Raw genomic sequence first — 20,325 nt, forward strand, 5'->3', positions numbered from 1 at the left:
GCGGCCGCCGCGACGGCGGTGCCTCAGCCGGCGCGGTCCGCCAGCACGCGCTCGACGTCGGCCAGGCCCAGGCCGCGCGCGCGCAGCAGCACCAGCAGGTGGTAGGCCAGGTCGGCGGCCTCGCCCAGCAGCGCGGCGTCGTCCTGGGCCACGGCGGCGAGCGCGGTCTCCACGCCTTCCTCGCCGACCTTCTGCGCCACGCGGCGGACGCCGGCGGCGAGCAGCCTGGTTGTGTAATGACCGGCGGGCATCGTGCCTGCGCGCTCGGCGACCACGGCATCCAGCGCGCCCAGTTCGCTGCCGGCGGCGCCGGGAAAGCAGCTGGTGCGGCCGAGGTGGCAGGTGGGGCCCGCCGGCACTACGCGCAGCAGCAGCGCGTCGGCATCGCAGTCGGCTTCCAGCGCGACCACGCGCAGGTGGTGGCCGCTGGTCTCTCCCTTGGTCCAGAGCCGCTGCCGGCTGCGGCTGTGGAAGGTGGCCAGGCCGGTGGTGAGGGTGCGTTGCAGCGACTCGGGAGTCATGTAGCCGAGCATCAGCACGCGGTGGCTGGCCGCATCCTGCACCACGGCCGGCACCAGGCCGCCCTGCTTGGCCCAGTCGAGCGTCGGCATTGCGAGCGCTTCAGTCATCGCGCACCTCGATTCCGCGGGCGCGCAGCCCGCGCTTGAGCTCGGGGATCCGGACGTCGCCGGAGTGGAAGACGCTCGCGGCGAGCGCCCCGTCCACGTCCGCCTGTTCGAACACCGCGGCGAAGTGCTCGACCGCGCCGGCGCCGCCGGAGGCCACCAGCGGCACCTCGCAGTGCGCGCGCGCCGCGCGCAGCTGCACGATGTCGTAGCCGCTGCGCACACCGTCGCTGCCCATGCAGTTGAGGACGATCTCGCCCGCGCCCAGCGCCTGCAGCTCGTCGATCCAGTCGAGCGTGCGCCGGCCGTTGTCGCGGATCGCGGCGGCATCGCCGGTGTGGCTGCGCACCCGCCACAGGCCGTCGGCGTCGCGCAGCGAATCGACGCCGGCGACCACGCACTGCCGGCCGAAGGCGTCGGCCAGCTCGGACACCAGCGCCGGACGCTCCAGCGCGGGCGTGTTGACCGAGACCTTGTCGGCACCGGCATGCAGCACGCGGCGCGCCTCGGCCACGCTGCGGATGCCACCGGCGACGCAGAACGGGATGTCGAGCAGGCGTCCGAGGCGTTCGACCCAGGCGAGGTCGACCGTGCGTCCCGCGGGGCTTGCGGTGATGTCGTAGAACACGAGTTCGTCGGCGCCTTCGCGCGCGTACAGCGTGGCCAGCTCGACGATGTCGCCGGCATCGACGTGGTCGCGGAAGCGCACGCCCTTGACCACGCGGCCATCGCGTACGTCCAGGCAGGGAATGATGCGGCGGCTCAGCATGGTGGCCGCCCGAAGCCCGCGTCGCGGCCGACGGTGGCGGGCGCGCCCGCGACCAACGCCTCGGCCAGCTCGACGCGGCCTTCCAGCAGCGCCTTGCCGAGCACGATCCCGGCGCAGCCGGCGCGGCGCGCGGCGGCGACGTCGGCGGCGTCGCGGGCGCCGCCGCTGGCCTGCACCTGCAGACCCGGCGCACACGCCCGCAGCGACTCGTAAAGCGCGAGGTTGGGTCCGGCCAGCATGCCGTCGCGACCGATGTCGGTGCACAGCAGGTGGCGCAGCCCGGCCCCGGCATGGAAGCGTGCGAGATCCTCCAGGCGCCCGGCACCCTCCTCCGTCCAGCCGTGCACGCCCGGCCGCCACGCGCCGTCGGCGCCACGCCGCACGTCGAGCGCGACCACGATGCGCTCGGCGCCGAAGCGTTCGATCCAGCCGGCCACGCGCTCGCGCTCGCGCACGGCCAGCGAGCCCACCACCACGCGCGCGGCGCCGGCGTCGAGGATCGCGGCGACGTCGTCCTCGTGGCGCACGCCGCCGCCGGTCTGCACCTGCAGCGCGCTGTCGGCGCGGATGGCGCGCAGCAGCGGCGCCAGCGTGTAGCCGCCCGCGCGCGCGGCGTCGAGGTCGACCAGGTGCAGCCAGCGCGCGCCGCGGCCGGCATAGGCCAATGCCTGCGCCAAGGGGTCGGCGGGATAGCGCGACTCGCGCGCGTAGTCGCCCTGCGCCAGGCGCACCACGCGGCCTTCGCGCACGTCGATGGCGGGATAGACGGTGAAGCTCATACGGCCTCCAGGAAATTGCGCAGCAGTCGCGCGCCGGCCGTCGCCGACCGTTCGGGGTGGAACTGGGCACCGGCCACGCGGCCGCGTTCGACGACCGCCGCGAATATCGACCCGTGCACCGTGTCGGCCACGCAGTCGGCGCCCGGCGCCACCGCATAGCCGTGCACGAAGTAGGCGCGGGCACCGTCGTCGATGCCGGCCATCAGCGGCGAGGCACGGCGCGCGCGCAGGCGGTTCCAGCCCATGTGCGGCACGCGCAGCCCGGGTGCCGGCCGCATGCGGCGCACTACCCCCGGCAGCAGCCCGAGGCAGTCGACATCGCCCTCCTCGGAGTGTTCGAACAGCAGCTGCATGCCCAGGCAGATGCCCAGTAGCGGCAGCTCGAGCGCCGGCAGTGCTTCGGCGAAGCCCTGCTCGCGAAGCAGGCGCATCGCCGGCGCGGCCGCGCCGACGCCCGGCAGGATCACGCGCACGGCGCCGCGCAGGCCGTCGGCGTCGCGCACGATGCGCGGCGTCGCGCCCAGGCGCTCCAGCGCATAGCAGACCGAGCCGAGGTTGGCGCCGCCGGCGTCGATCACGGTGACGGATGTGCTCACAGGGTCCCCTTGGTGCTGGGCAGGTCGCGGCCGGTGCGCGCGACGGCCTGGCGCAGCGCGCGCGCGAAGGCCTTGAAGCAGGCCTCTACCTGGTGGTGGTCGTTCTCGCCGCGCACCTCGAGGTGCAGGTTGATCGCGGCGGCGTCGCACAGCGAGCGGAAAAAGTGCGGCACCAGCTCGGTCGGCAGGTCGCCCACGCGCTCGCGGCGGAAGGTGCCGTTGAACTGCAGCCAGGGCCGGCCGCCGAAGTCGAGCGCGGCGCTGGCCAGGGCATCGTCCATCGGCAGGCTGAAGCCGTAGCGGCCGATGCCGCGCTTGTCGCCCAGCGCCTCGCGCAGCGCCTGGCCGAGCGCAAGCGCCGTGTCCTCCACGGTGTGGTGCTCGTCGACGTGCAGGTCGCCGTCGGCGTCGACCGCCAGCGCGATCCCGCCGTGGGTGCCGATCTGTTCGAGCATATGGTCGAAGAACGCCAGCCCGGTGCGGATACGCGGCGGCGAGGCGGCGTCGAGGTCGAGTTCGACGCGGATGCGGGTTTCGCGCGTCTCGCGCTCGACGCGCGCCTGCCGCGGCGCGTCGACCAGTGCGTGCGCGATCGCCTGCCAGTCCCAGTCGCCGCCGAAACGTCCGCGCAGCTTGAAGCCGCGGATGCCGAGGTTGCCGGCGAACTCGATATCGGTGTCGCGGTCGCCGACCATCGCCGAGCGCGCCCAGTCGATGTCGCGGTCGCGCAGCAGTGGCACCACCAGGCCCAAGCCCGGCTTGCGGGTGGGCGCGCTGTCTTCCGGCAGGCTGCGGTCGATGAGGATGTCGCGGAAGCGGATGCCCTGGCTCTCGAACACGTGCAGCATCAGCGCCTGCGGACCGTCGAAGTCAGCCTGCGGATACGCCGCCGTGCCGAGGCCGTCCTGGTTGCTGACGATGACGAAGGCATAGCCGGCGTCGCGCAGCTTCAGCAGTGCGGGAACCACGTCGCGGCAGAAGCGCAGCTTGTGCAGCGCGTCGACCTGGAAGTCGTCCGGTTCCTCGATCAGGGTGCCGTCGCGATCGATGAAGAGGATCGGGCTCATGCCGCCACCTCCAGCGCCGACAGCGCGGCGAGCACGCGGGCGTTCTCCGCGGCCGTGCCCAGGGTGATGCGCAGCGCGTCGTCGAGGCCACGTGCGCCGCGCTGGTCGCGCACGACCACGCCGGCAGCCAGCAACGCCGCCAGCGCCGCACCGGCATCCGCGAAGCGCAGCAGCAGGAAGTTGCCCTGTGACGGGTACGCGCGTCGCACGTCCGGAAGCGCGGCGAGCGCCGCGCGCATCGGCTCGCGTGCCGCCACGATCCCGGCCGCGCGCGCGCGCGTGGCGGCGAGCGCATCGGGCGCGAGCGCGGCCAGCGCCAGTGCGGCGCAGGGCGCAGGCACGGGGTACGGCGCCTGGCAGGCGCGCAGCGCCGCGACCAGGCCCGCGTCCGCGATCACGCAGCCGATGCGCGCCGCGGCGAGCGCATGCGCCTTGGACAGCGTCCTCAGCACGGCCAGGTTCGGAAGCCCCTGCAGCAGCGCAACCGCCGACGGCTGGTCCGAGTATTCGACGTAGGCCTCGTCGACCACCACCAGCGCGCGCCCCTCCAGCGCGCGTGCGATGGCCTCGATGTCCGCGAGCGGCACCAGGCCACCGGTGGGATTGGACGGCGAGCAGAGGAAGACGATGCGCGCCCCCGAGCGCAGGGCCGTGCCGACGACGGCGGCGGGGTCGAGCACGAAGTCGCCGCCGACCTCCTCCAGTGGCACCTCGACCAGGCGCGCGCCCTGCAGCCGCGCGCTCACCGCGTACATGCCGAACACCGGCGGCGTCACCAGCACCGCGTCCTGCCCCGGGCGGCACAGCGCGCGCACCAGCAGGTCGATCGCCTCGTCGCTCCCGCGGCCGACCAGCAGCTGCCCCGGAGCACAGCCATACAGCGCTGCCAGCGCGGCGCGCAGGGCGTCGGGCTGCGGCTCCGGGTAGCGCTGGCAGAGCCCGGCGGGATCGGCGGCGTTGGGCCAGGCCGACTCGTTGGCATTGAGCCAGACCTCGCCGCGGGCCGCGTCCGAGCGCGCGGAGCGGTAGCCGGCGAAGCCGCGCAGGTCCGGGCGCAGCAGTCCAAGCGCGCTCATGCCGCCTGCTCCAGGCGCATGCGCACGGCGCTGGCGTGCGCCTCGAGGCCTTCGGCGCGGGCCATCGCCAGCGCGTCCGGGCCGATGGCGGCGATGCCTTCGGCCGTCGCCTCCTGCACGCTGATGAAGTTCTGGAAGCTCGATACCGACACGCCGCTGTTCGCGGCCGCGGCGCCGGCCGTGGGCAGCACGTGGTTGGTGCCGCTGCAGTAGTCACCCAGCGCCTCGGGCGTGTGGTCGCCCAGGAACACCGAGCCCGCCACCTGCACGCGGTCCAGCCATGCACGCGGTTCGCGCAGGGCGAGGATCAGGTGCTCGGGCGCGTAGGCGTTGCTGACCTCGAAGGCCTGCGCCAGGCCGTCGACCCTGAGCATGCGCGAGCGCGACAGCGCCGTGCGCGCGATGGCCGCACGCGGCAGGCGCTCCAGCTGCCCGGCGATCGCGTCGGCCACGGCGTCGAGCAGCGCGTCGCTGTCGGACACCAGCAGCACCTGCGAATCCGGCCCGTGCTCGGCCTGCGACAGCAGGTCGGCGGCGACCCAGCCCGGGTTCGCGCCCGCATCCGCGACCACCAGCACCTCCGACGGCCCGGCGGGCATGTCGATCGACGCCAGCCCGCGCTGCGCGACCTGGCGCTTGGCCTCGGTCACCCAGGCATTGCCGGGCCCGAACAGCTTGTCGCAGACGGGAATGGACGCGGTGCCGCAGGCCATCGCCGCGATCGCCTGCGCGCCACCCACGCGGTACACGCGCGTGATCCCGCACAGGCTCGCAGCGACGAGGACCACCGGGTCGACGCTGCCGTCGGCACGCGGCGGCGTGCACATCACCACCTCGGCGCAGCCCGCAAGCCGCGCCGGCACGCCCAGCATCAGCACCGTGGACGGCAGCGGCGCGCTGCCCGCGGGCACGTACAGGCCGACGCGGCGGATCGGGCGCGCCATGCGCGCGCAGCGCACGCCCGGCGCCGTCTCCACCGCGTAGTCGGCCTGCATGCCGGCGCGGTGGAAGGCTTCAATGCGCGAGGCGGCGGCGCGCAGCGCAGCGAGCAGCTGCTGCGGCGCGGCCGCCATCGCGGCGTCGAACGCATCCGCGCCGACGCGGGCATCCTCGAGGTCGACGCCGTCGAACCTGCGGCCCAGTTCGCGCACGGTCGCGTCGCCGCCGTCGACCACCGCATCGATGATCCCGGCCACGGTCGCGGTCACTTCCGCCGCCGTGTCCTGCACCGGCCGGTGCAGCGCCTCTGCGCGCCCGCGCGCATCGAGCGCGCTCCAGTCCAGGCGCTTCATGCCAGCGTCCTCTCGATCGGCAGCACCATCAGTCCGCGCGCACCGGCCAGCTTCAGGTCCTCCAGGCGCTGCCAGCCCATCGCGCCGTGGCACAGCGCCTGCAGCGCGAGCGTGTCCTTGCCGTCGACCTGCATCACCGTGGGCGGCTCGGCGTCCGGCAGCAGCGCCAGCAGGCCAGGTACCGCGCTGCGCGAGGCCTGGAACAGCAGCAGGCGGCTGTCGCGCAGCTTCAACACACCGTCCAGGCGCCGCTGCAGCATCTGCGCAAGCTCGTCGCGCGCGTCACCGAAGGGCCGCAGCGGGCCTGCCAGCACCGCCTGGCTGCGCAGCAGGGTCATCACCGGTACCAGCCGGTTGGCCGCCAGCGTCGCACCGCTCGACACCAGGTCGCAGACCGCGTCCGCCTGGCCCAGCCGCGGCGCGATCTCGACCGAGCCCGACAGCGTCACCACGCCGGCATCGATGCCCTGCGCCTCCAGCCACTGCCTGAGGAGCGCCGGATAGCTGGTGGCGATGCGCAGCCCCGAGAGCTGCGCCGGCCCGCTCCACTCGACGCCGTCGGGGACGGCGATGTCGAGCCGGCACTCGCCGAAGCCCAGCGGCCGCAGCTCGGTCGCCGCGGCGGCCGCGCCGAGCGCCTCGCGGCCGGCATTGGTCTCGTCGAGCACGTTGCGCCCGACGATGCCGAGATCGCAGACGCCCTCGGCGATCAGGCCGGGGATGTCGTCGTCGCGCACCAGCAGCAGGTCAACGGGCAGCGATTCTCCGTGGCAGAACAGGCGGTCGCGGCCCTCGCGCCAGGACAGGCCGCAGGACGCCAGCAGGGCACGGGCCGGTTCGCCGAGGCGGCCGGACTTCTGGATGGCAATGCGCAGCCGCTCGCGCGGTGTCGCGGAGGAGATCGGACTCATTGTGGGGGGCCTTCAGTGGCTGGCGAGGCGGGGGAACTGCTCACGGACGGCGGCTGCATAGCCGCCCTCGCCGTGTTCCAGGGTGCGGGCGACGCGGCCCACGGTGGTGACGCTGACGCCGGTGCGCTGGTGGATCTCGCGGTAGGGCACGCCCTCGAGCAGCAGCGGCACCACGCGCCAGCGATCGGTCATGGCCTCGAGTTCGGCCGGGGTGCACAGGTCGCGCAGGAACGCCGCGACCTCGGCAGGGTCCGGCAGGGCCGCAAGCGCCTCGGCCAACGCCTTGAAGCCGGCATCGGCATCCTTCTTCGGAACGGGGGCGGGGCGCTGCTTCATCTGGATCAACGTATTAATGCGTTATTACATTAACGCACGGCGATCCCGCCAGCGCAAGTCCTGCTGGCCTCGGCATCCACGACGCAGCGTCACAGGGGTGGCGGCAATGGCCGCGCGTGGCCGCCCTCGCGCGCAGGCAGGCAGTCGGAACAGGTAACGGGTTCAGGGGACCGGCGGCGTCAAGCTGCCGCGGCGGTTGCCGGACTCAGGCCCGGCGACGCTCCGCCAGCATCCAGCCGAGGGCGACACCGGCCAGGGCGCCGATGACTTCCATCAGCACGCGGATGCCGAGGCCGTCGGGGTCATGGATCTTCGACAGCGCGATGCGCGCGTATACCGGCGACTCGAGCTTGACCACGCCCATGTAGAACAGGTGCCAGGTGTCGATGCCGGCGCTGATCGCGATCGCGGCCAGGCAGGCCCAGCCGATCGCATGTCCTTCAGGCCAGCGTGCACGCAGGCCGATGGCGTGGAACAGCGCGTAGGCCAGCAGGCCGACCAGAAGCGCGATCAGGCCCGCTTCCAGTGCACCTGGCCAGCCCAGGTGCAGGGGCAGGTTCAAATGCCCTGCCCCGCGCCGCGCACGGCGGCCAGCAGCACGCCGTCGCAGACCAGGCGCACGGCCTCGGCCACGTCGCCGTCCATCGCGCGGTCGCGCTCCATGCCGGCGATGCGACCGCGGATCACCGCGTGCGCGGCGTCGACGGCGCGGCCGGGATGGAAGGGTTCGCTGTCCGCAAGCTCCACGCGCAGCGCCTCGACCTCCTCCATGAAACGCGCGTGGTCCGGCGTGCCCGCCGCCGGCGCGCCCGCCACCTTGGCCGCCAGCGCCGCCGCGTCGCCGCGCCGCGCCAGGTCGCGCGCGGCGTTGATCATGTCGCGGCGCAGGTCCAGCGCCTGTGCGGCGGTGTAGAGCTCCAGGCCCAGCACTTTGCCCAGGTCGTCGGCCATGGCCAGCACGTGCCGCGCCTCGTTGGCGCCCATGGATACGTGGTCTTCCGCGTTCGCGCTGGTCGGCACCGAGTAGACGCTGGCAGGATGCGCGCGGCTGGCGAGATCGTTGACGATGGCCGCGGCGGTGTACTGCACGATCATGAAGCCGGACTCGGTGCCGTCCTCGTTGCCGATCAGGAAGGCCGGCAGGCCGTCGCTGGTAGCCGGGTCGACCAGCTTGTTGAGGCGGCGCTCGCTGATCGAAGCCAGCACCGGGAGGGCGGCCTTCAGGTAGCTCATGGCCAGCGCCAGCGGCATGCCGTGGAAGTGGCCCGCCGAAATGACCTGCTCCTCGACGTGTTCGGCGGCCTTGTCCGGGAACACCAGCGGGTTGTCGGTGACCGCGTTGAGCTCGACCTCGAGCACGCGCGCGGCCTGCGCCGCGGCGTCGCGCACCGCACCGTGCACCTGCGGCACGCAGCGCAGCGAGTAGCTGTCCTGCGGCTGGTGCTTCTTGCCGCCGCGGAAGGGCTTGAAGCGCTGGTAGAACTTCTCGCGTCCGTGGCGCTGGCTGGTCGGCACCCAGTCCCAACCGATGTCGAAGGGCATCGCCTGCGCGGCGGGTTCATCCCAGCTGCCCGGCAACCACTGCCGGAAACGCGGCACAAGATGGTAGGCGATATCGGCCAGCGTCGAGCCGTCCAGCAGCGCGCGCAGCTGCGCGGCGGCCGCCACCTGGCCGGGATGAGGGCGCAGCGCGTGCACGTCCTCGGCGTAGGCGCCCACGCGGCCGGCGAAGGCGTCGAGCGTCATCGCTGCGGCAAGGTCCGCGGTGTCGAGCAGGTCCTCCAGCTTCGCCAGCGCCAGCACGCCCATGGCCAGCATCTGCGCGGTGCCGTTGTTCAGTGCCAGGCCTTCCTTGTAGGAGAGCTCGACCGGTGTCAGGCCCACGCGCTGGAGCGCATCGGCGCCCGGCATGCGTACGCCCTCGACGAAGGCTTCGCCGCCGCCCAGCAGTACGATCGCAAGATGCGACAGCGGCGCCAGGTCGCCCGAGGCGCCTACCGAGCCCAGCTGCGGCACCACCGGCACCACGCCGGCGTTGAGCAGCTGCGCCATCGCCTGCAGCGTGTCGACGCGGATGCCGGAATGCCCGCGCAGCAGCGTGTTGACGCGGATGCACATCATCGCCCGCACCACCGGCGCCGACATCGGCTCGCCGACGCAGACGGCGTGGGTGATGATCAGGTTGCGCTGCAGCTCGGCGTGCAGGGATCGCCCGGACGGCGCCGCGCCCGGCAGTTCGTCGCGCAGCGGATGGGCGCCCAGCAGCTTGTCGGCATTGCTGCCGAAGCCGGTGGACACACCGTAGATCGGTTCTTCCCGGCGCACCTGTTCGGCAAGGAACTCCGCTGCGCGCGTCACTGCGCGCAGCGCGCCTTCGTCCAGCGACACCTGGGCGCCGTGGGCCACGGCCACCAGCTGCGGCCGCGTCAGCGACAGTCCATCAAGCAGTACCGGCTTCATCGTGTGTCTCCCATCCGGCATCGCGCAAGCAGCGCATCGGCAAGCCCTTCCAGCGTGACCTCGACCTGCTCGCCGCTGAGCAGGTCCTTGAGCGTCGCCACGCCGCGCGCGACCTCGTCCTCGCCGCGCACCACCACGTGGCGGATGCCGGCGCGGTCCGCGTACTGGAACTGCTTGCCGAGCTTGCGCGGTTCGAACTGGGTTTCCACGTTCAAGCCGGCCGCGCGCAGCCGCTGCGAGAGCGCCAGCGCATCGTCCAGGCCGGCGTCGTCGAACAGCGCCACCAGCACATCCACCGGACTGCGCTCCGCGGCCACCAGGCCGGCTTCGCGCAGCTGCCAGAACAGGCGCGTCAGGCCGATGGAAATGCCGACGCCGGGCAGCTTCGACTTCGTGTAGTGGCCGGCCAGGTCGTCGTAGCGGCCGCCGGAACAGATCGAGCCGATGCCCGGGTTCGCGTCCAGCGTGGTCTCGTAGACCATGCCGGTGTAGTAATCCAGGCCGCGCGCGATGGAAAGGTTGATCGCGTAGCGCGACTCGGGCACGCCCATCGCCTTCAGCATGCCAAGCAGCGCGCGCAGTTCGTCGCGCCCTTCCTCGAACAGCGGCGTACCGGCGCCGAGCGCATCGAGCTTCGCGAGCGCATCCTCATGGCCGGTCGAGCGGATCCGCGAGAACGCCAGCAGCCGCTCGGCGACCTCGGACGACAGGCCGAAGCCCTCGCCTTCAAGCGTCGCGCGCACCGCCTCTTCGCCGCGCTTGTCGAGCTTGTCGATCTCGCGCAGCACCAGCGGCTGCGCCGCGTCGTCGATGCCCTGCCCCGCGAAGAACCCGCGCAGCAGCTTGCGATGGTTGAGCTGGATGGTGAACTCGCCGATGCCCAGCGCATCGAACACGGCGTTGATCACCGCCGGCACCTCGGCCTCGAAGCGCGGCGACAGCGTGTCCTTGCCGATCACGTCGATGTCGCACTGGTAGAACTCGCGGAAACGCCCGCGCTGCGCGCGCTCGCCGCGGTACACGCGCTGCATCTGGTAGCGGCGGAACGGGAAGGCCAGGTCGTGCTCGTGCTCGGCGACGTAGCGCGCCAGCGGCACCGTCAGGTCGAAGCGCAGCGCCATTTCCGGCACGCCCTGCGCGCCCTCGCCCTGGGCCTTTTCAAGCGCGCCGGTGGACTGCACGAAATACACCTGGCGCTCGGTCTCGCCGCCGGTCTTGGTCAGCAGCACCTCGGAGAGCTCGAACACCGGCGTTTCCACCGGCAGGAAGCCCCAGGCCTCGAAGGTGCGGCGGATGGTGTCGAGCATGCGCTGGAAGGCGACCTGCTCGCGCGGCAACAGTTCGAGGACGCCCGGGGGCGTGCGTGGCTTGATCAAGGCGGGCTCCGGTGCAGGCCATGCGGATTGGCCCGCCATTCTAGCGACTGGCGCCGCCGCCCCGGCCGCCGGCGCACGCAAGGCTTGCCCTTCCGGCCCCGGAGTCCCTAAAATGCGCAGCTCACCTGTCGGGGTGTAGCTCAGCCTGGTAGAGCGCTACGTTCGGGACGTAGAAGTCGCAGGTTCAAATCCTGTCTCCCCGACCACTCGGTGACCACGCATAAACCGGCCCCAAGGCCGGTTTTTTGCATTCAGCGCTTCCCGGGCGCGCGCCTGGACACTGCAGCATGCCGGCTTCCCCCGCCGCCACCGGCGGCACCCACGCACGCGGCTGGCTGCTGGCCCTTGCCGGCATCACGCTGGCGGCCTTCAACCTGCGCACCGCAGTCACCTCGATCACGCCGCTGCTCGACGTCGTCGGCCGCGAATTCGGCTTTGGCGCCAGCATGGCCGGCTTCATCGGCATGTTGCCCGCCGCGGCGTTCGCGGCCTTCGGCGCCGGCACGCCGGCGATCACCCGCCGCATCGGACTCGAACGCACCGTGCTGCTGGCCATGGCGCTGGCCGCGGCCGGCCTTGTGCTGCGCTCACTGGCCGGCGGCATGCCCCTGCTCATCGGCGGTTCGCTGCTGGCGCTGGCGGGCATGGGTATCGGCAACGTGGTGCTGCCGCCGCTGGTGAAGCGCTGGTTCCCGCACCGCATCGGCACGCTGAGCGTGGTCTACATCACTGCCCTGCAGGCGGGCACCATCATGGCCGCGTTGCTCGCGGTGCCGCTGGCCAACGCCTTCGGCTGGCGCCTGTCGATGGGCGCGTGGGCGCTGACGGCACTGGTGGCGATGCTGCCGTGGCTGGCATTGCTGCGCCGGGGAACAGACGCGGGACCGGAAGCCGCCACCGACACGGACGACGACGACGACGAAATCCCCGCGGCGGGTGCCACCGACCTCGAGTCCACGCCCGCGTCGCGCAGCCGCGTCTGGCACACATCGCTGGGCTGGGGCATGGCGCTGATGTTCGGCATGACCTCGCTGGCGACCTACGCCATGTTCACCTGGATGCCGCGGATCTTCACCGACGCCGGCGCCTCGCCGGCCTTCGGCGGCGCGATGGTTGCGCTGTACACCGGCTTCAGCCTGCTTGGGGGCCTGGTGGTGCCGGCGCTCGCCGTGCGCATGCCCAACACTTTCGTGCTCGCGCTCGGCTGCGCCGCGGCGCAGTTCGCCGGGTTCGCCGGACTGTGGGCAGCGCCGATGGCGGCCCCGTGGCTGTGGGCCACACTGGTGGGCATCGGCGGCTGCACCTTCCCGCTCGGCCTGACCCTGATCAACCTGCGCACGCGCACGCCGGCAGGGTCGGCGGCGCTCTCGGGCTTCACCCAGGGCGTGGGCTACACGCTGGCCTGCCTCGGGCCGCTGCTGTTCGGCATCCTGAAGGACGCCACCGCTGGCCTGGCGTGGCCGTTCGCGATGCTGGCTGCGAGCGTGATCGTGATGCTGCTCGGCGCCTGGCAGGCCTGCAAGCCGCGCCATCTCGAGGACATGCCGGGCCAGCAAGCACGCTGAGACCCCGCATCTTGCCGGGACGCATCTGGCACGGGTCTTGCGGCCACCCATACCGAATGCTTCACCCGGCCCCGGGGCCAGCGAGCTTCCCCAGCCGCTCCGGCCATCACTTGCATCGGCATATCGCGCGGTTCGTCACGTTTTGACGGGTGGCGTCAGTGCGGCACACGCATGGAAATACCTGAATGACCGTCCTTCAGCCGGTGTCGATCGACACCGGGACCGAGCATCCGCAATCCGAGCGCACGCGCGACTTCTACCTTTCCGTCCCGACGAAATTCTGCATCTCGCTGCTGCTCGCCCTGACCTGGGTGGGCGTGAGCGTCTGGCTGTCCCTGCCCTGGCTGGACGATCTGGGAGACCTGATCGGCCGCCCGCTCGCGATCGGCGTGATCACCTTCATCGCCTACGTACCGGGCTTCATGAACGCCTTCCTGCTCTCGACGATCCTGCTCGACCGCAGGCCCGCCCGCAGCATCCCCGCGCACTACCCTTCCATCACCGTGCTGGTGGCCTGCTACAACGAAAGCGCGAACATCGAACACACCATCCGCAGCCTCGCGCAACAGACCTATCCCGGCGAGATGACGATGCTGGTCCTTGATGACGGCTCCACCGATGACTCCGTCGAGCGCGCCGGGGCGGCGATCGCAGGCGTCAGGCTGTCGCCCGGCCACGCCATCCGCCTGGTCCGCGGCGCGCGCAACATCGGCAAGGCGGGCGTCCTCAACCGTGGCCTGGCACTGACCGACGACGCCCTCGTGGTGACGGTCGACGGCGACTCCTGGGTCTACCGCGACGCGATCGCGAACCTGATCGAGCGCTACCTGGCCGACCCGCCCGGCACGCGCGCCGTGGCCGGTTCGGTCCTGGTGCGCAACTCGCGGCTGAACTGGCTGACCCGCGTGCAGGAATGGGACTATTTCCACGGCATCGCGGCGGTCAAGCGCATGCAGAGCATGTACCACGGCACGCTGGTGGCCCAGGGCGCGTTCTCGGTATACGACCGCGCGGCGCTGGAAGACGTGGGCGGCTGGCCGGAGTGCGTGGGCGAGGACATCGTGGTGTCCTGGGCGCTCTTGGAGCGCGGCCACCGCATCGGCTACTGCGAGGACGCCGTCGCTTTCACCAACGTCCCCGATCAACTGTCGCAGTTCGCCGGCCAGCGCCGACGCTGGTCCCGCGGCCTGATCGAAGCCTTCAAGCACCATCCACGACTGCTGGTGAAGCGCCGGCTGAGCCTGATCTTCATCTGGTGGAACGTGCTGTTCCTGCCGCTGGACCTGGTCTACACGCTGGTGTTCATCCCCGGCATCGTCGCCGCCCTGTTCGGCTACTACCACATCGTCGGCATCATGACCCTGCTGGTGCTGCCGCTCGCGGTGGCCTGGAACGCCTTCATCTTCCGCACCCAGAGCCTGATGTTCAAACGCCAGGAGCTCAAGGTGCGCCGAAACACGCTCGGGTTCATCAACTACGTGATCGCGTACTCGCTGATCCTGCAGCCCATCTGCGTCTGGGGCTACCTGTCGGAGCTGGCCGGACTGCGCAAGAGCTGGGGGACCAAATGAGCAGGTTCACGTGGATCGTCGCGGCGTGCATGGTGTTCGCCGCGCCCACCGCCATCGCCGCGTCCCCGGTGGCGGGCGGTACGGAAGTCTTTTTCTCGGACGATGCCGACGACACATCGGTGCAGAAGTTCGCCGTCAGCGCATTCGACCGCTACGACGATGCCGAGCACTTCCGCGGCCTGACCCTGGAGCAGGCGCGGATCCGGCCGCTGGGCGACCGCGGCTGGACCGATCACCGCGCCTACCTGCGCCTTGCCGACACCCGCGGCGAGCTGAAGTGGAACACCAAGGTCGGTACCGACGGGCACACCGTGCTCGGCAGCGCGTCCCTGGTCCGTGACCGCGCGTGGCGGCAGGAGTACTTCATCGAGCGCGACCTGCTCGAAACCCGCTCGGGACACGAAGGGCACTACGCCACCTTCGCCGGGGCGGCGTTCGACATCCCGCTGGATGCGCGCGGCCAGCAGCTCACCCTTCTGGGCGGCCTGCAGGAATTCCCCGGCAGCAATCTGCGTACGCACCTGCGCGCGGTGTACTCGCTGCCGCTGGTGACGGACTGGGGACTGGGCCTGCAGCTGCGCGCGCGCAGCTTCCACAACAGCCACCCGCGCGAGCTGGACTACTACTCGCCGCGCCGTTTCGACGAAGTACTGCCGCTGCTGCGGATCCGCCGCTTCCACGGCGGATGGATGTTCGCCGCCGCCGCCGGGGTCGGCCGCCAGCGCGAAGCGGACGCGGACTGGCGCGCCGCCCGGCACGCCGAACTGACGGTGGAAAGCCCGCGCGGGGCGAGCGACTGGTACCTGCGTGCGCACCTGCTGTACAGCAATACGCCCGTGGGCGACGGCGTCAACTACGGCTACCGGCAGCTGGACCTGCAGCTGGTGCGCGGATTCTGATCCCGGGGCCACTCAGCGGAACGTTGCGATATCGACCGTCGAACGCTTGCCGATGGCGGCCGCGTGTGCGTCCAGCCATTCCTGCGCCTTGGCACGACCGTGGTCGCGCAGGGTTTCAAGGAACGGCAGGCTGGTGGTCGACTTTGAATCGTTGTCGAGCCGGGCCATCAGTTCGTCATCGGCGATCATGTGCATGCGCTTGCGACGCACCGGGTGCTCCTTCACCAGCCAGGGCACGACCGAGCGGCGGACGAACTCGCGCATGCGGATCAGGCTGCGCATCTCGGCAAGAAAGGCGGCGTTGAACGCCAGCGCCTGCGTGCGGTCGCGGATGTCCGCAGCCGAGCGCGGCAGTTCGCCGTGGCTGACCGGGCTCAGCAGCACCATCAGCACGTCGTCGACCCTGCACTCCGCCAGCAGCGGAAGCACCGGCGGGTTGGCGGCGAAGGCGCCGTCCCAGTACGGCTCGCCGTCGATCTCCACTGCGGCATACAGCGCGGGCAGGCAGGACGATGCAAGCACCACGTCCGCGCTCAGCTCCGGGGTGCGGAACAGGCGCAGCCGGCCGGTATTGGCATTGGTTGCGGCGATGAACAGATCGAACCTGCGCTGCGCGCGCAGACGCTCGAAATCGACCTGCGCTTCGACGATGTCACGCAGCGGGTCGTAGCCCAGCGGATTGAACTGCGACGGGGCCAGGAAGCCGCTCCATTGCAGCATCAGCGACGCCATCGGCGAGGGCCGGCCATCCATGGATCCTGCCCCTGCTTGCAGCAGCGGCGCACTGCCACCGACCGCGGTCCAGAAGCGGGCCAGGGCCTCGCGCGCGGCTTCGGCGCCGCCTTCGAGCAGGCCGTGGGCAAGGACCACGGCGTTCATCGCGCCGGCGCTGCTGCCGCTGGCCCCGCGCAGGTCCAGGCGGCCGTCTTCAAGCAGTGCGTCGAGCACGCCCCAGGTGAACGCGCCATGCGCGCCGCCGCCCTGCAGGGCCAGGCTGACGCGGCGCGGCGCACCTTGGTTGCGGGCGGTGGTCCTGGCTTTACTCACTGCGTCGGCTCCGGGTCAGGTTCCTTGGCCAAGCCGGGGGCGGGCTGACGCAACAGCATCACACGTCGGCCGCGTCGGCACGCTTACACGCCGCCCAATGCTTCAAGCCGCGCACGCAGCGCGTCCAGCCGCAGATCGCCCGCAGCGCCGGGGGACGTGCGCGCGGCGAGGCTTGCGGCCGGGTCGCCTTCGGCCCAGCGCGCCGGGTCGGCAGCCTGGCGATAGGCCTCGCGAAACGGCAGGCCGTCGCGCGCCATGTCCACGGCGAGATCGGTCGCATACATCGACGGCTCCAGCGCGGCGCGCATGCGCTCCGTGTTCCAGTCGAGGTTGCGCAGCAGGTCGGGCAGCAGGGCCAGCGCCTGCAGGCCCTTGCCGAAGCCGTGGAACAGCGCGCCCTTCGACAGCTGCAGGTCGCGGTGGTAGCCCGAGGGCAGCGACAGCAGCTGTTCGATCTCGGTACGCGCGGCGGCGACGCTGGCATAGGTCGCGCGCATCAGCTCGATGACGTCGGGGTTGCGCTTGTTGGGCATGATCGAACTGCCGGTGGTGTACTGCGCCGGCAGGCTGGCGAAGCCGGATTCGCCGGTGGTGAACAGGCTCAGGTCCCAGGCCAGGCGGCGCAGGTCGAGCATGGCGCTGGACAGCGCCTCGAGCGCGGCCATCTCGAACTTGCCGCGCGAGAGCTGGGCGTAAGTCGCGGCGACCTGCATGCGGCCGAAACCGAGGGCCGCGGTGGTGTGGTCGCGGTCCAGCGGCAGGTTCACGCCATAGCCGGCGGCACTGCCGAGCGGGTTGGCGTCGATCCAGGCCAGGGTGTCAGCGGCGCGCACGGCATTGTCGATGAAGGCTTCGGCCCAGGCCGCCCACCACATGCCGAGCGAGGACACGACGGCGCGCTGCAGGTGGGTATAGCCGGGCAGCGGCACGTCGCCCTCCGCGCGTGCGCGGTCCAGCGCGATGGTGGCGGTCTCGATGCACAGTGCGTGGGTACGGGCCAGCTTCTCCTTCAGCCACAGCCGCGTGGCCACCAGCACCTGGTCGTTGCGGCTGCGGCCGGTGTGGATGCGGCGGCCGGCGTCGCCGAGGCGTTCGGTCAGGCGCGCTTCGATGGCCGAGTGGCCGTCTTCGTAGCGCGCATCGAGCACGAAGCTTCCACTGCTGAAGTCGTCGGCCAGCGCGTCGAGTTCGCGCGCGATGCCGGCGAGTTCGTCCGCTGACAGGATGCCGATGCGCTCGAGGCCTTCGGCGTGGGCGCGGCTGGCCTGGATGTCGTGCAGGAAGAAGTCGCGGTCGAGGATGACGTCGTCACCCGCCAGGAAGGCCTGGATGTCGCTGTCGACGGTGACGCCGGGCTTCTGCCAGAGGAGGTCGGACATGTCGTTCTCCATTTCTACTGCTGTTGTAGGAGCGGCTATAGCCGCGACCAAGCGCCGCTACACGGCGGCGTCGTGCCTTTTGGGCGCGACGAATCGCGGCTATAGCCGCTCCCACAGGGGGGCTGATGGTGGTCTCAGTGGTGAGGGCGTGGGCGTCGGGCGGTGGTCAGCGGTATGGGTGATCAGTCGAACGGAATGCCCTGGGTCTCGGGGTAGCCGAAGGCGAGGTTGAGGTTCTGCAGGGCCTGGGTGGCGGCGCCCTTGAGCAGGTTGTCGAGCGTGGACACCACCACCAGGCGTCGACCGTCTGCCGACAGCGTGAAGCCGCCGACCTCGACGCCGTGGCGGCCGGCGATGGCGCTGACCCAGGGCGCGTCGTCGGTGACGCGCACGAGGGGCTCGGTGCGGTAGCGCGCGTGGTAGCGTGCTTCAACCGCGTCACGGTCCATCGCCTCGCGCAGGTGCATGTTCGCGGTCAGGGTGATGCCGCGGAAATGCGGCGCGACGTGCGGCATGAATTCCACCGACGTGCCGAGATGGCGGGTGACTTCGCGCTCGTGCAGGTGGTCGACCAGCGCATAGGGCATGAGGTTGTCGCGCAGCTTGTCGGCGTTGTTGCGGTCCGACGGCGTGGTGCCCGCACCGGAGTAGCCGGATACGCCGAAGCACTGGACCGGGCCATCGAGCAGGTCGAGCATCGGCGCGACCGCAAGCTGCATGGCGCTGGCGTAACAGCCGGGATTGGCGATGCGGCGCTGGCCGGCGTACGCGCCGCGAGTGAGCTCCGGCAGGCCGTAATACCAGGCATCGTTGAAGCGGTGATCGGCCGACAGATCGACGATCACCGGGCCACGTGCGTCGACGGCGACGCCGACGTCGGCACCGGCGTGAGCGCCTGCCGTGGCCAGCGACGCGATGCACGCGTCCGACTTGCCGTTGGGCAGCGCCAGGATCCATGCGTCGAGCCCGAGGCCGCCGAGCTCCTCATGCGCAAGGCTGCGGTACCGGAGCTCGCCCCGGTATTCCGGCACGTGGGCGGACACGCGCTGCCCGTCGAGCTCGCGCGAGGACACCGCCGCCAGTTCGAAGCCGGGATGCGCGGCCAGCAGCCGGATCAGTTCGGCGCCGGTATGTCCGCGCGCGCCCACGATGCCAACGGTCCTAGCCATCCAGCGCCTCCTCGTTCTTCTTTACGTCCACCAGGGTGGCCGGCCGCGTGGCGCAGTGAGCGACCGCGCGCTCGATGGCCGGGAACCGGTCCATTCCGTACCAGAACACCTTCCACATGCCCTGCTTCAGGCAGCCGTCGGACTCGGAATAGTAGAAGGCGTTGGCGGCGTTGCCGTTGCGCGAGCGCCAGAACAGGATCGGCGTTTCTTCGCGCATCACCTGCCAGACGGCGCGCCCCAGGCCTTCGCCCTGGGCATCGTCAAGCACCGCGAACTTGTCGAGATAGGGCACGCCGTCGACCTCGGTCAGGATCACGGCGGTGCGGTAGTTCTCGCTGACATAGGCACGCAGCAGCGGCGTGCGCTCGAAGTAGTCCGGCAGCAGGCTGCGGCCAAAGGCCGACTCGATCAGCATGCGCATCCGCGGCAGGTCGAGCTCGTTCCACGCAGCCGCGCGCAGCACGCGTTCGCCGCGACGCACCAGCGTGCCGGAGCCCTTGTGCGTGAACAGCTCGCGCGCCAGCTGGTCGGGCCGTGTGATCGACACCGACGACGACGGCGGCAGCACCATCAACAGGTTGTGGATCTGCTCGATTTTCAGGCGCATGCCCGAGTGCAGCCAGGGCTGCGCCAGCAGTTCCTCGTACTCGGTGCTCAGGTTGATCGAATCGATCACCTTGTCATCCGGACCCAGCAGGCCGCCGGTCCCGGTAAGGAAGACGATCTTGTAGGGCTGGATGGTCTTGATCAGCTCGTTGGCGGCCCAGTCGGCGTTGACGTTGACGATCTGGCCTTCGGCGGTCTCGCCAAGGGATGTGATCACCGGGATCGAGCCGGCCTTGATCGCCGCGCCGATGCCGTCGGTGTCCACGCGCGTGACCTGGCCTACCAGTCCGTAGCGCTCGCGGTCGAGGAAGGCGCATTCGAACACACCGGACTGGATCGAGGTCGCACGCACGCCCTCGATCTGCAGCGCCTCCACCAGCCGCAGGTTCTGCTGGCGCATCACCCGGCGCACGATCGCCAGCCCCGCGGCATCGGTATGGCGCAGGTTGTCGACCGTGCGCTTCTCGATGCCGGCCTCGCGCATCGCTTCGTCGAGCTGCGGTCCGGCGCCGTGGACCACGATCGGCGTCAGCCCGACCTGCTGCAGGAACGCCAGCGAAGACGTCAGCGCCTCGAGGTCGTCGCGCAGCACCGCGCCGCCGACCTTGACCACGGCGAAGCGCTTGGCATCCAGCTGCGAAAACCGCTTCAGGTACTGGCTGATCTCTTTCGCGCTGCCCATGCCCGACAACAGTCGAACAATGGTCTGGCGGGTCTGTGCGTGTGCTTGCATGGCTTGCTGCTTCGTGAGGTTGAGTTGGGGTCAAGAGCTTTTCTGCCGCGGATTTGCGCGTGTTACGC

The 20,325-nt window shown here is 71.1% G+C and carries 19 protein-coding genes and 1 tRNA gene; 4 read left to right on the forward strand and 16 right to left on the reverse strand.

Translation table 11 applies throughout. The features are described 5' to 3' along the window. Positions 1 to 23 precede the first annotated feature (23 nt). From hisIE to hisS, 12 genes are all read right to left on the reverse strand, one after another. On the reverse strand, positions 24 to 629 hold the full coding sequence (gene hisIE, locus WCE37_RS05685) for a bifunctional phosphoribosyl-AMP cyclohydrolase/phosphoribosyl-ATP diphosphatase HisIE (protein WP_343278501.1): 606 nt from the start codon (positions 627 to 629) through the stop codon (positions 24 to 26). Further along, positions 622 to 1,395: an imidazole glycerol phosphate synthase subunit HisF gene (gene hisF / locus WCE37_RS05690; protein ID WP_343278502.1), complete on the reverse strand. Its 774-nt coding sequence runs from the start codon at positions 1,393 to 1,395 to the stop codon at positions 622 to 624. The genes hisIE and hisF overlap by 8 nt, the downstream gene beginning before the upstream one ends. Next, positions 1,389 to 2,174 (reverse strand): HisA/HisF-related TIM barrel protein, encoded by a 786-nt coding sequence (locus tag WCE37_RS05695; protein WP_343276001.1) that lies wholly within the window; start codon positions 2,172 to 2,174, stop codon positions 1,389 to 1,391. The genes hisF and WCE37_RS05695 overlap by 7 nt, the downstream gene beginning before the upstream one ends. After that, positions 2,171 to 2,770: an imidazole glycerol phosphate synthase subunit HisH gene (gene hisH / locus WCE37_RS05700; RefSeq protein WP_343278503.1), complete on the reverse strand. Its 600-nt coding sequence runs from the start codon at positions 2,768 to 2,770 to the stop codon at positions 2,171 to 2,173. The genes WCE37_RS05695 and hisH overlap by 4 nt, the downstream gene beginning before the upstream one ends. Then, entirely contained in the window at positions 2,767 to 3,837 is a 1,071-nt protein-coding gene (hisB, locus tag WCE37_RS05705; RefSeq protein ID WP_343278504.1) for a bifunctional histidinol-phosphatase/imidazoleglycerol-phosphate dehydratase HisB, read from the reverse strand. The genes hisH and hisB overlap by 4 nt, the downstream gene beginning before the upstream one ends. Beyond that, positions 3,834 to 4,913 (reverse strand): histidinol-phosphate transaminase, encoded by a 1,080-nt coding sequence (gene hisC, locus WCE37_RS05710; RefSeq protein ID WP_343278505.1) that lies wholly within the window; start codon positions 4,911 to 4,913, stop codon positions 3,834 to 3,836. The genes hisB and hisC overlap by 4 nt, the downstream gene beginning before the upstream one ends. Further along, the gene (hisD, locus tag WCE37_RS05715) at positions 4,910 to 6,205 is read right to left on the reverse strand and encodes a histidinol dehydrogenase (RefSeq protein ID WP_343278506.1); all 1,296 of its coding nucleotides are present in this window, start codon (positions 6,203 to 6,205) and stop codon (positions 4,910 to 4,912) included. Before hisD ends, hisC begins: the two co-directional genes overlap by 4 nt. Beyond that, entirely contained in the window at positions 6,202 to 7,116 is a 915-nt protein-coding gene (gene hisG, locus WCE37_RS05720; protein ID WP_343278507.1) for an ATP phosphoribosyltransferase, read from the reverse strand. The genes hisD and hisG overlap by 4 nt, the downstream gene beginning before the upstream one ends. A gap of 12 nt (positions 7,117 to 7,128) precedes the next feature. Continuing rightward, positions 7,129 to 7,452, reverse strand: coding sequence for a YerC/YecD family TrpR-related protein (locus tag WCE37_RS05725; protein WP_343278508.1), 324 nt, complete (start codon positions 7,450 to 7,452; stop codon positions 7,129 to 7,131). Between the two features lie 205 nt (positions 7,453 to 7,657). Then, complete coding sequence (locus WCE37_RS05730; protein WP_343278509.1) at positions 7,658 to 8,014, reverse strand: hypothetical protein; 357 nt, start codon at positions 8,012 to 8,014, stop codon at positions 7,658 to 7,660. Then, positions 8,011 to 9,912 carry an aromatic amino acid lyase gene (locus tag WCE37_RS05735; RefSeq protein ID WP_343278510.1) on the reverse strand — a complete coding sequence of 634 codons (1,902 nt, stop codon included), beginning with the start codon at positions 9,910 to 9,912 and terminating at the stop codon, positions 8,011 to 8,013. Before WCE37_RS05735 ends, WCE37_RS05730 begins: the two co-directional genes overlap by 4 nt. Beyond that, the gene (gene hisS / locus WCE37_RS05740) at positions 9,909 to 11,288 is read right to left on the reverse strand and encodes a histidine--tRNA ligase (protein WP_343278511.1); all 1,380 of its coding nucleotides are present in this window, start codon (positions 11,286 to 11,288) and stop codon (positions 9,909 to 9,911) included. The genes WCE37_RS05735 and hisS overlap by 4 nt, the downstream gene beginning before the upstream one ends. A gap of 129 nt (positions 11,289 to 11,417) precedes the next feature. Between hisS and WCE37_RS05745 the strand changes: the two genes are divergently transcribed. The 4 genes from WCE37_RS05745 to WCE37_RS05760 all read left to right on the forward strand — a co-directional run bounded on the left by WCE37_RS05745 (position 11,418) and on the right by WCE37_RS05760 (position 15,323). Beyond that, positions 11,418 to 11,494 (forward strand) — tRNA-Pro (locus WCE37_RS05745). An 81-nt stretch (positions 11,495 to 11,575) separates the two neighbouring features. Next, a complete protein-coding gene (locus WCE37_RS05750; protein WP_343278512.1) occupies positions 11,576 to 12,853 on the forward strand; it encodes an MFS transporter in 1,278 nt (425 codons plus the stop codon). A gap of 185 nt (positions 12,854 to 13,038) precedes the next feature. Then, the gene (locus WCE37_RS05755; RefSeq protein ID WP_343278513.1) at positions 13,039 to 14,424 is read left to right on the forward strand and encodes a glycosyltransferase; all 1,386 of its coding nucleotides are present in this window, start codon (positions 13,039 to 13,041) and stop codon (positions 14,422 to 14,424) included. Further along, a complete protein-coding gene (locus WCE37_RS05760) occupies positions 14,421 to 15,323 on the forward strand; it encodes a hypothetical protein (protein ID WP_343278514.1) in 903 nt (300 codons plus the stop codon). Before WCE37_RS05755 ends, WCE37_RS05760 begins: the two co-directional genes overlap by 4 nt. 12 nt (positions 15,324 to 15,335) lie before the next feature. Here WCE37_RS05760 and WCE37_RS05765 read toward each other — a convergent pair whose 3' ends face one another. The 4 genes from WCE37_RS05765 to WCE37_RS05780 form a co-directional block, all read right to left on the reverse strand. Further along, positions 15,336 to 16,370: a patatin-like phospholipase family protein gene (locus WCE37_RS05765; protein WP_343278515.1), complete on the reverse strand. Its 1,035-nt coding sequence runs from the start codon at positions 16,368 to 16,370 to the stop codon at positions 15,336 to 15,338. 83 nt (positions 16,371 to 16,453) lie between these two features. Beyond that, the gene (gene argH, locus WCE37_RS05770) at positions 16,454 to 17,749 is read right to left on the reverse strand and encodes an argininosuccinate lyase (RefSeq protein ID WP_343278516.1); all 1,296 of its coding nucleotides are present in this window, start codon (positions 17,747 to 17,749) and stop codon (positions 16,454 to 16,456) included. A gap of 182 nt (positions 17,750 to 17,931) precedes the next feature. Continuing rightward, entirely contained in the window at positions 17,932 to 18,918 is a 987-nt protein-coding gene (argC, locus tag WCE37_RS05775; RefSeq protein ID WP_343278517.1) for an N-acetyl-gamma-glutamyl-phosphate reductase, read from the reverse strand. Continuing rightward, positions 18,911 to 20,257 carry an acetylglutamate kinase gene (locus tag WCE37_RS05780; protein WP_343278518.1) on the reverse strand — a complete coding sequence of 449 codons (1,347 nt, stop codon included), beginning with the start codon at positions 20,255 to 20,257 and terminating at the stop codon, positions 18,911 to 18,913. Before WCE37_RS05780 ends, argC begins: the two co-directional genes overlap by 8 nt. Positions 20,258 to 20,325: the final 68 nt, after the last annotated feature.

Origin of the sequence: Luteimonas sp. MJ250 (assembly GCF_039548455.1) — a bacterium.
In the GTDB taxonomy this organism is placed as follows: Bacteria; Pseudomonadota; Gammaproteobacteria; order Xanthomonadales; family Xanthomonadaceae; genus Luteimonas.

Bases quoted from the DNA above. Each gene is read 5' to 3' on its own strand.
- hisIE (WP_343278501.1), bottom strand. From the start codon at position 629: ATGACTGAAGCGCTCGCAATGCCGACGCTCGACTGGGCCAAGCAGGGC.
- hisB (WP_343278504.1), bottom strand. From the start codon at position 3,837: ATGAGCCCGATCCTCTTCATCGATCGCGACGGCACCCTGATCGAGGAA.
- WCE37_RS05725 (WP_343278508.1), bottom strand. From the start codon at position 7,452: ATGAAGCAGCGCCCCGCCCCCGTTCCGAAGAAGGATGCCGATGCCGGC.
- hisC (WP_343278505.1), bottom strand. From the start codon at position 4,913: ATGAGCGCGCTTGGACTGCTGCGCCCGGACCTGCGCGGCTTCGCCGGC.
- WCE37_RS05735 (WP_343278510.1), bottom strand. From the start codon at position 9,912: ATGAAGCCGGTACTGCTTGATGGACTGTCGCTGACGCGGCCGCAGCTG.
- hisF (WP_343278502.1), bottom strand. From the start codon at position 1,395: ATGCTGAGCCGCCGCATCATTCCCTGCCTGGACGTACGCGATGGCCGC.
- WCE37_RS05780 (WP_343278518.1), bottom strand. From the start codon at position 20,257: ATGCAAGCACACGCACAGACCCGCCAGACCATTGTTCGACTGTTGTCG.
- WCE37_RS05695 (WP_343276001.1), bottom strand. From the start codon at position 2,174: ATGAGCTTCACCGTCTATCCCGCCATCGACGTGCGCGAAGGCCGCGTG.
- WCE37_RS05750 (WP_343278512.1), top strand. From the start codon at position 11,576: ATGCCGGCTTCCCCCGCCGCCACCGGCGGCACCCACGCACGCGGCTGG.
- hisD (WP_343278506.1), bottom strand. From the start codon at position 6,205: ATGAAGCGCCTGGACTGGAGCGCGCTCGATGCGCGCGGGCGCGCAGAG.
- WCE37_RS05760 (WP_343278514.1), top strand. From the start codon at position 14,421: ATGAGCAGGTTCACGTGGATCGTCGCGGCGTGCATGGTGTTCGCCGCG.
- WCE37_RS05755 (WP_343278513.1), top strand. From the start codon at position 13,039: ATGACCGTCCTTCAGCCGGTGTCGATCGACACCGGGACCGAGCATCCG.
- hisG (WP_343278507.1), bottom strand. From the start codon at position 7,116: ATGAGTCCGATCTCCTCCGCGACACCGCGCGAGCGGCTGCGCATTGCC.
- argC (WP_343278517.1), bottom strand. From the start codon at position 18,918: ATGGCTAGGACCGTTGGCATCGTGGGCGCGCGCGGACATACCGGCGCC.
- argH (WP_343278516.1), bottom strand. From the start codon at position 17,749: ATGTCCGACCTCCTCTGGCAGAAGCCCGGCGTCACCGTCGACAGCGAC.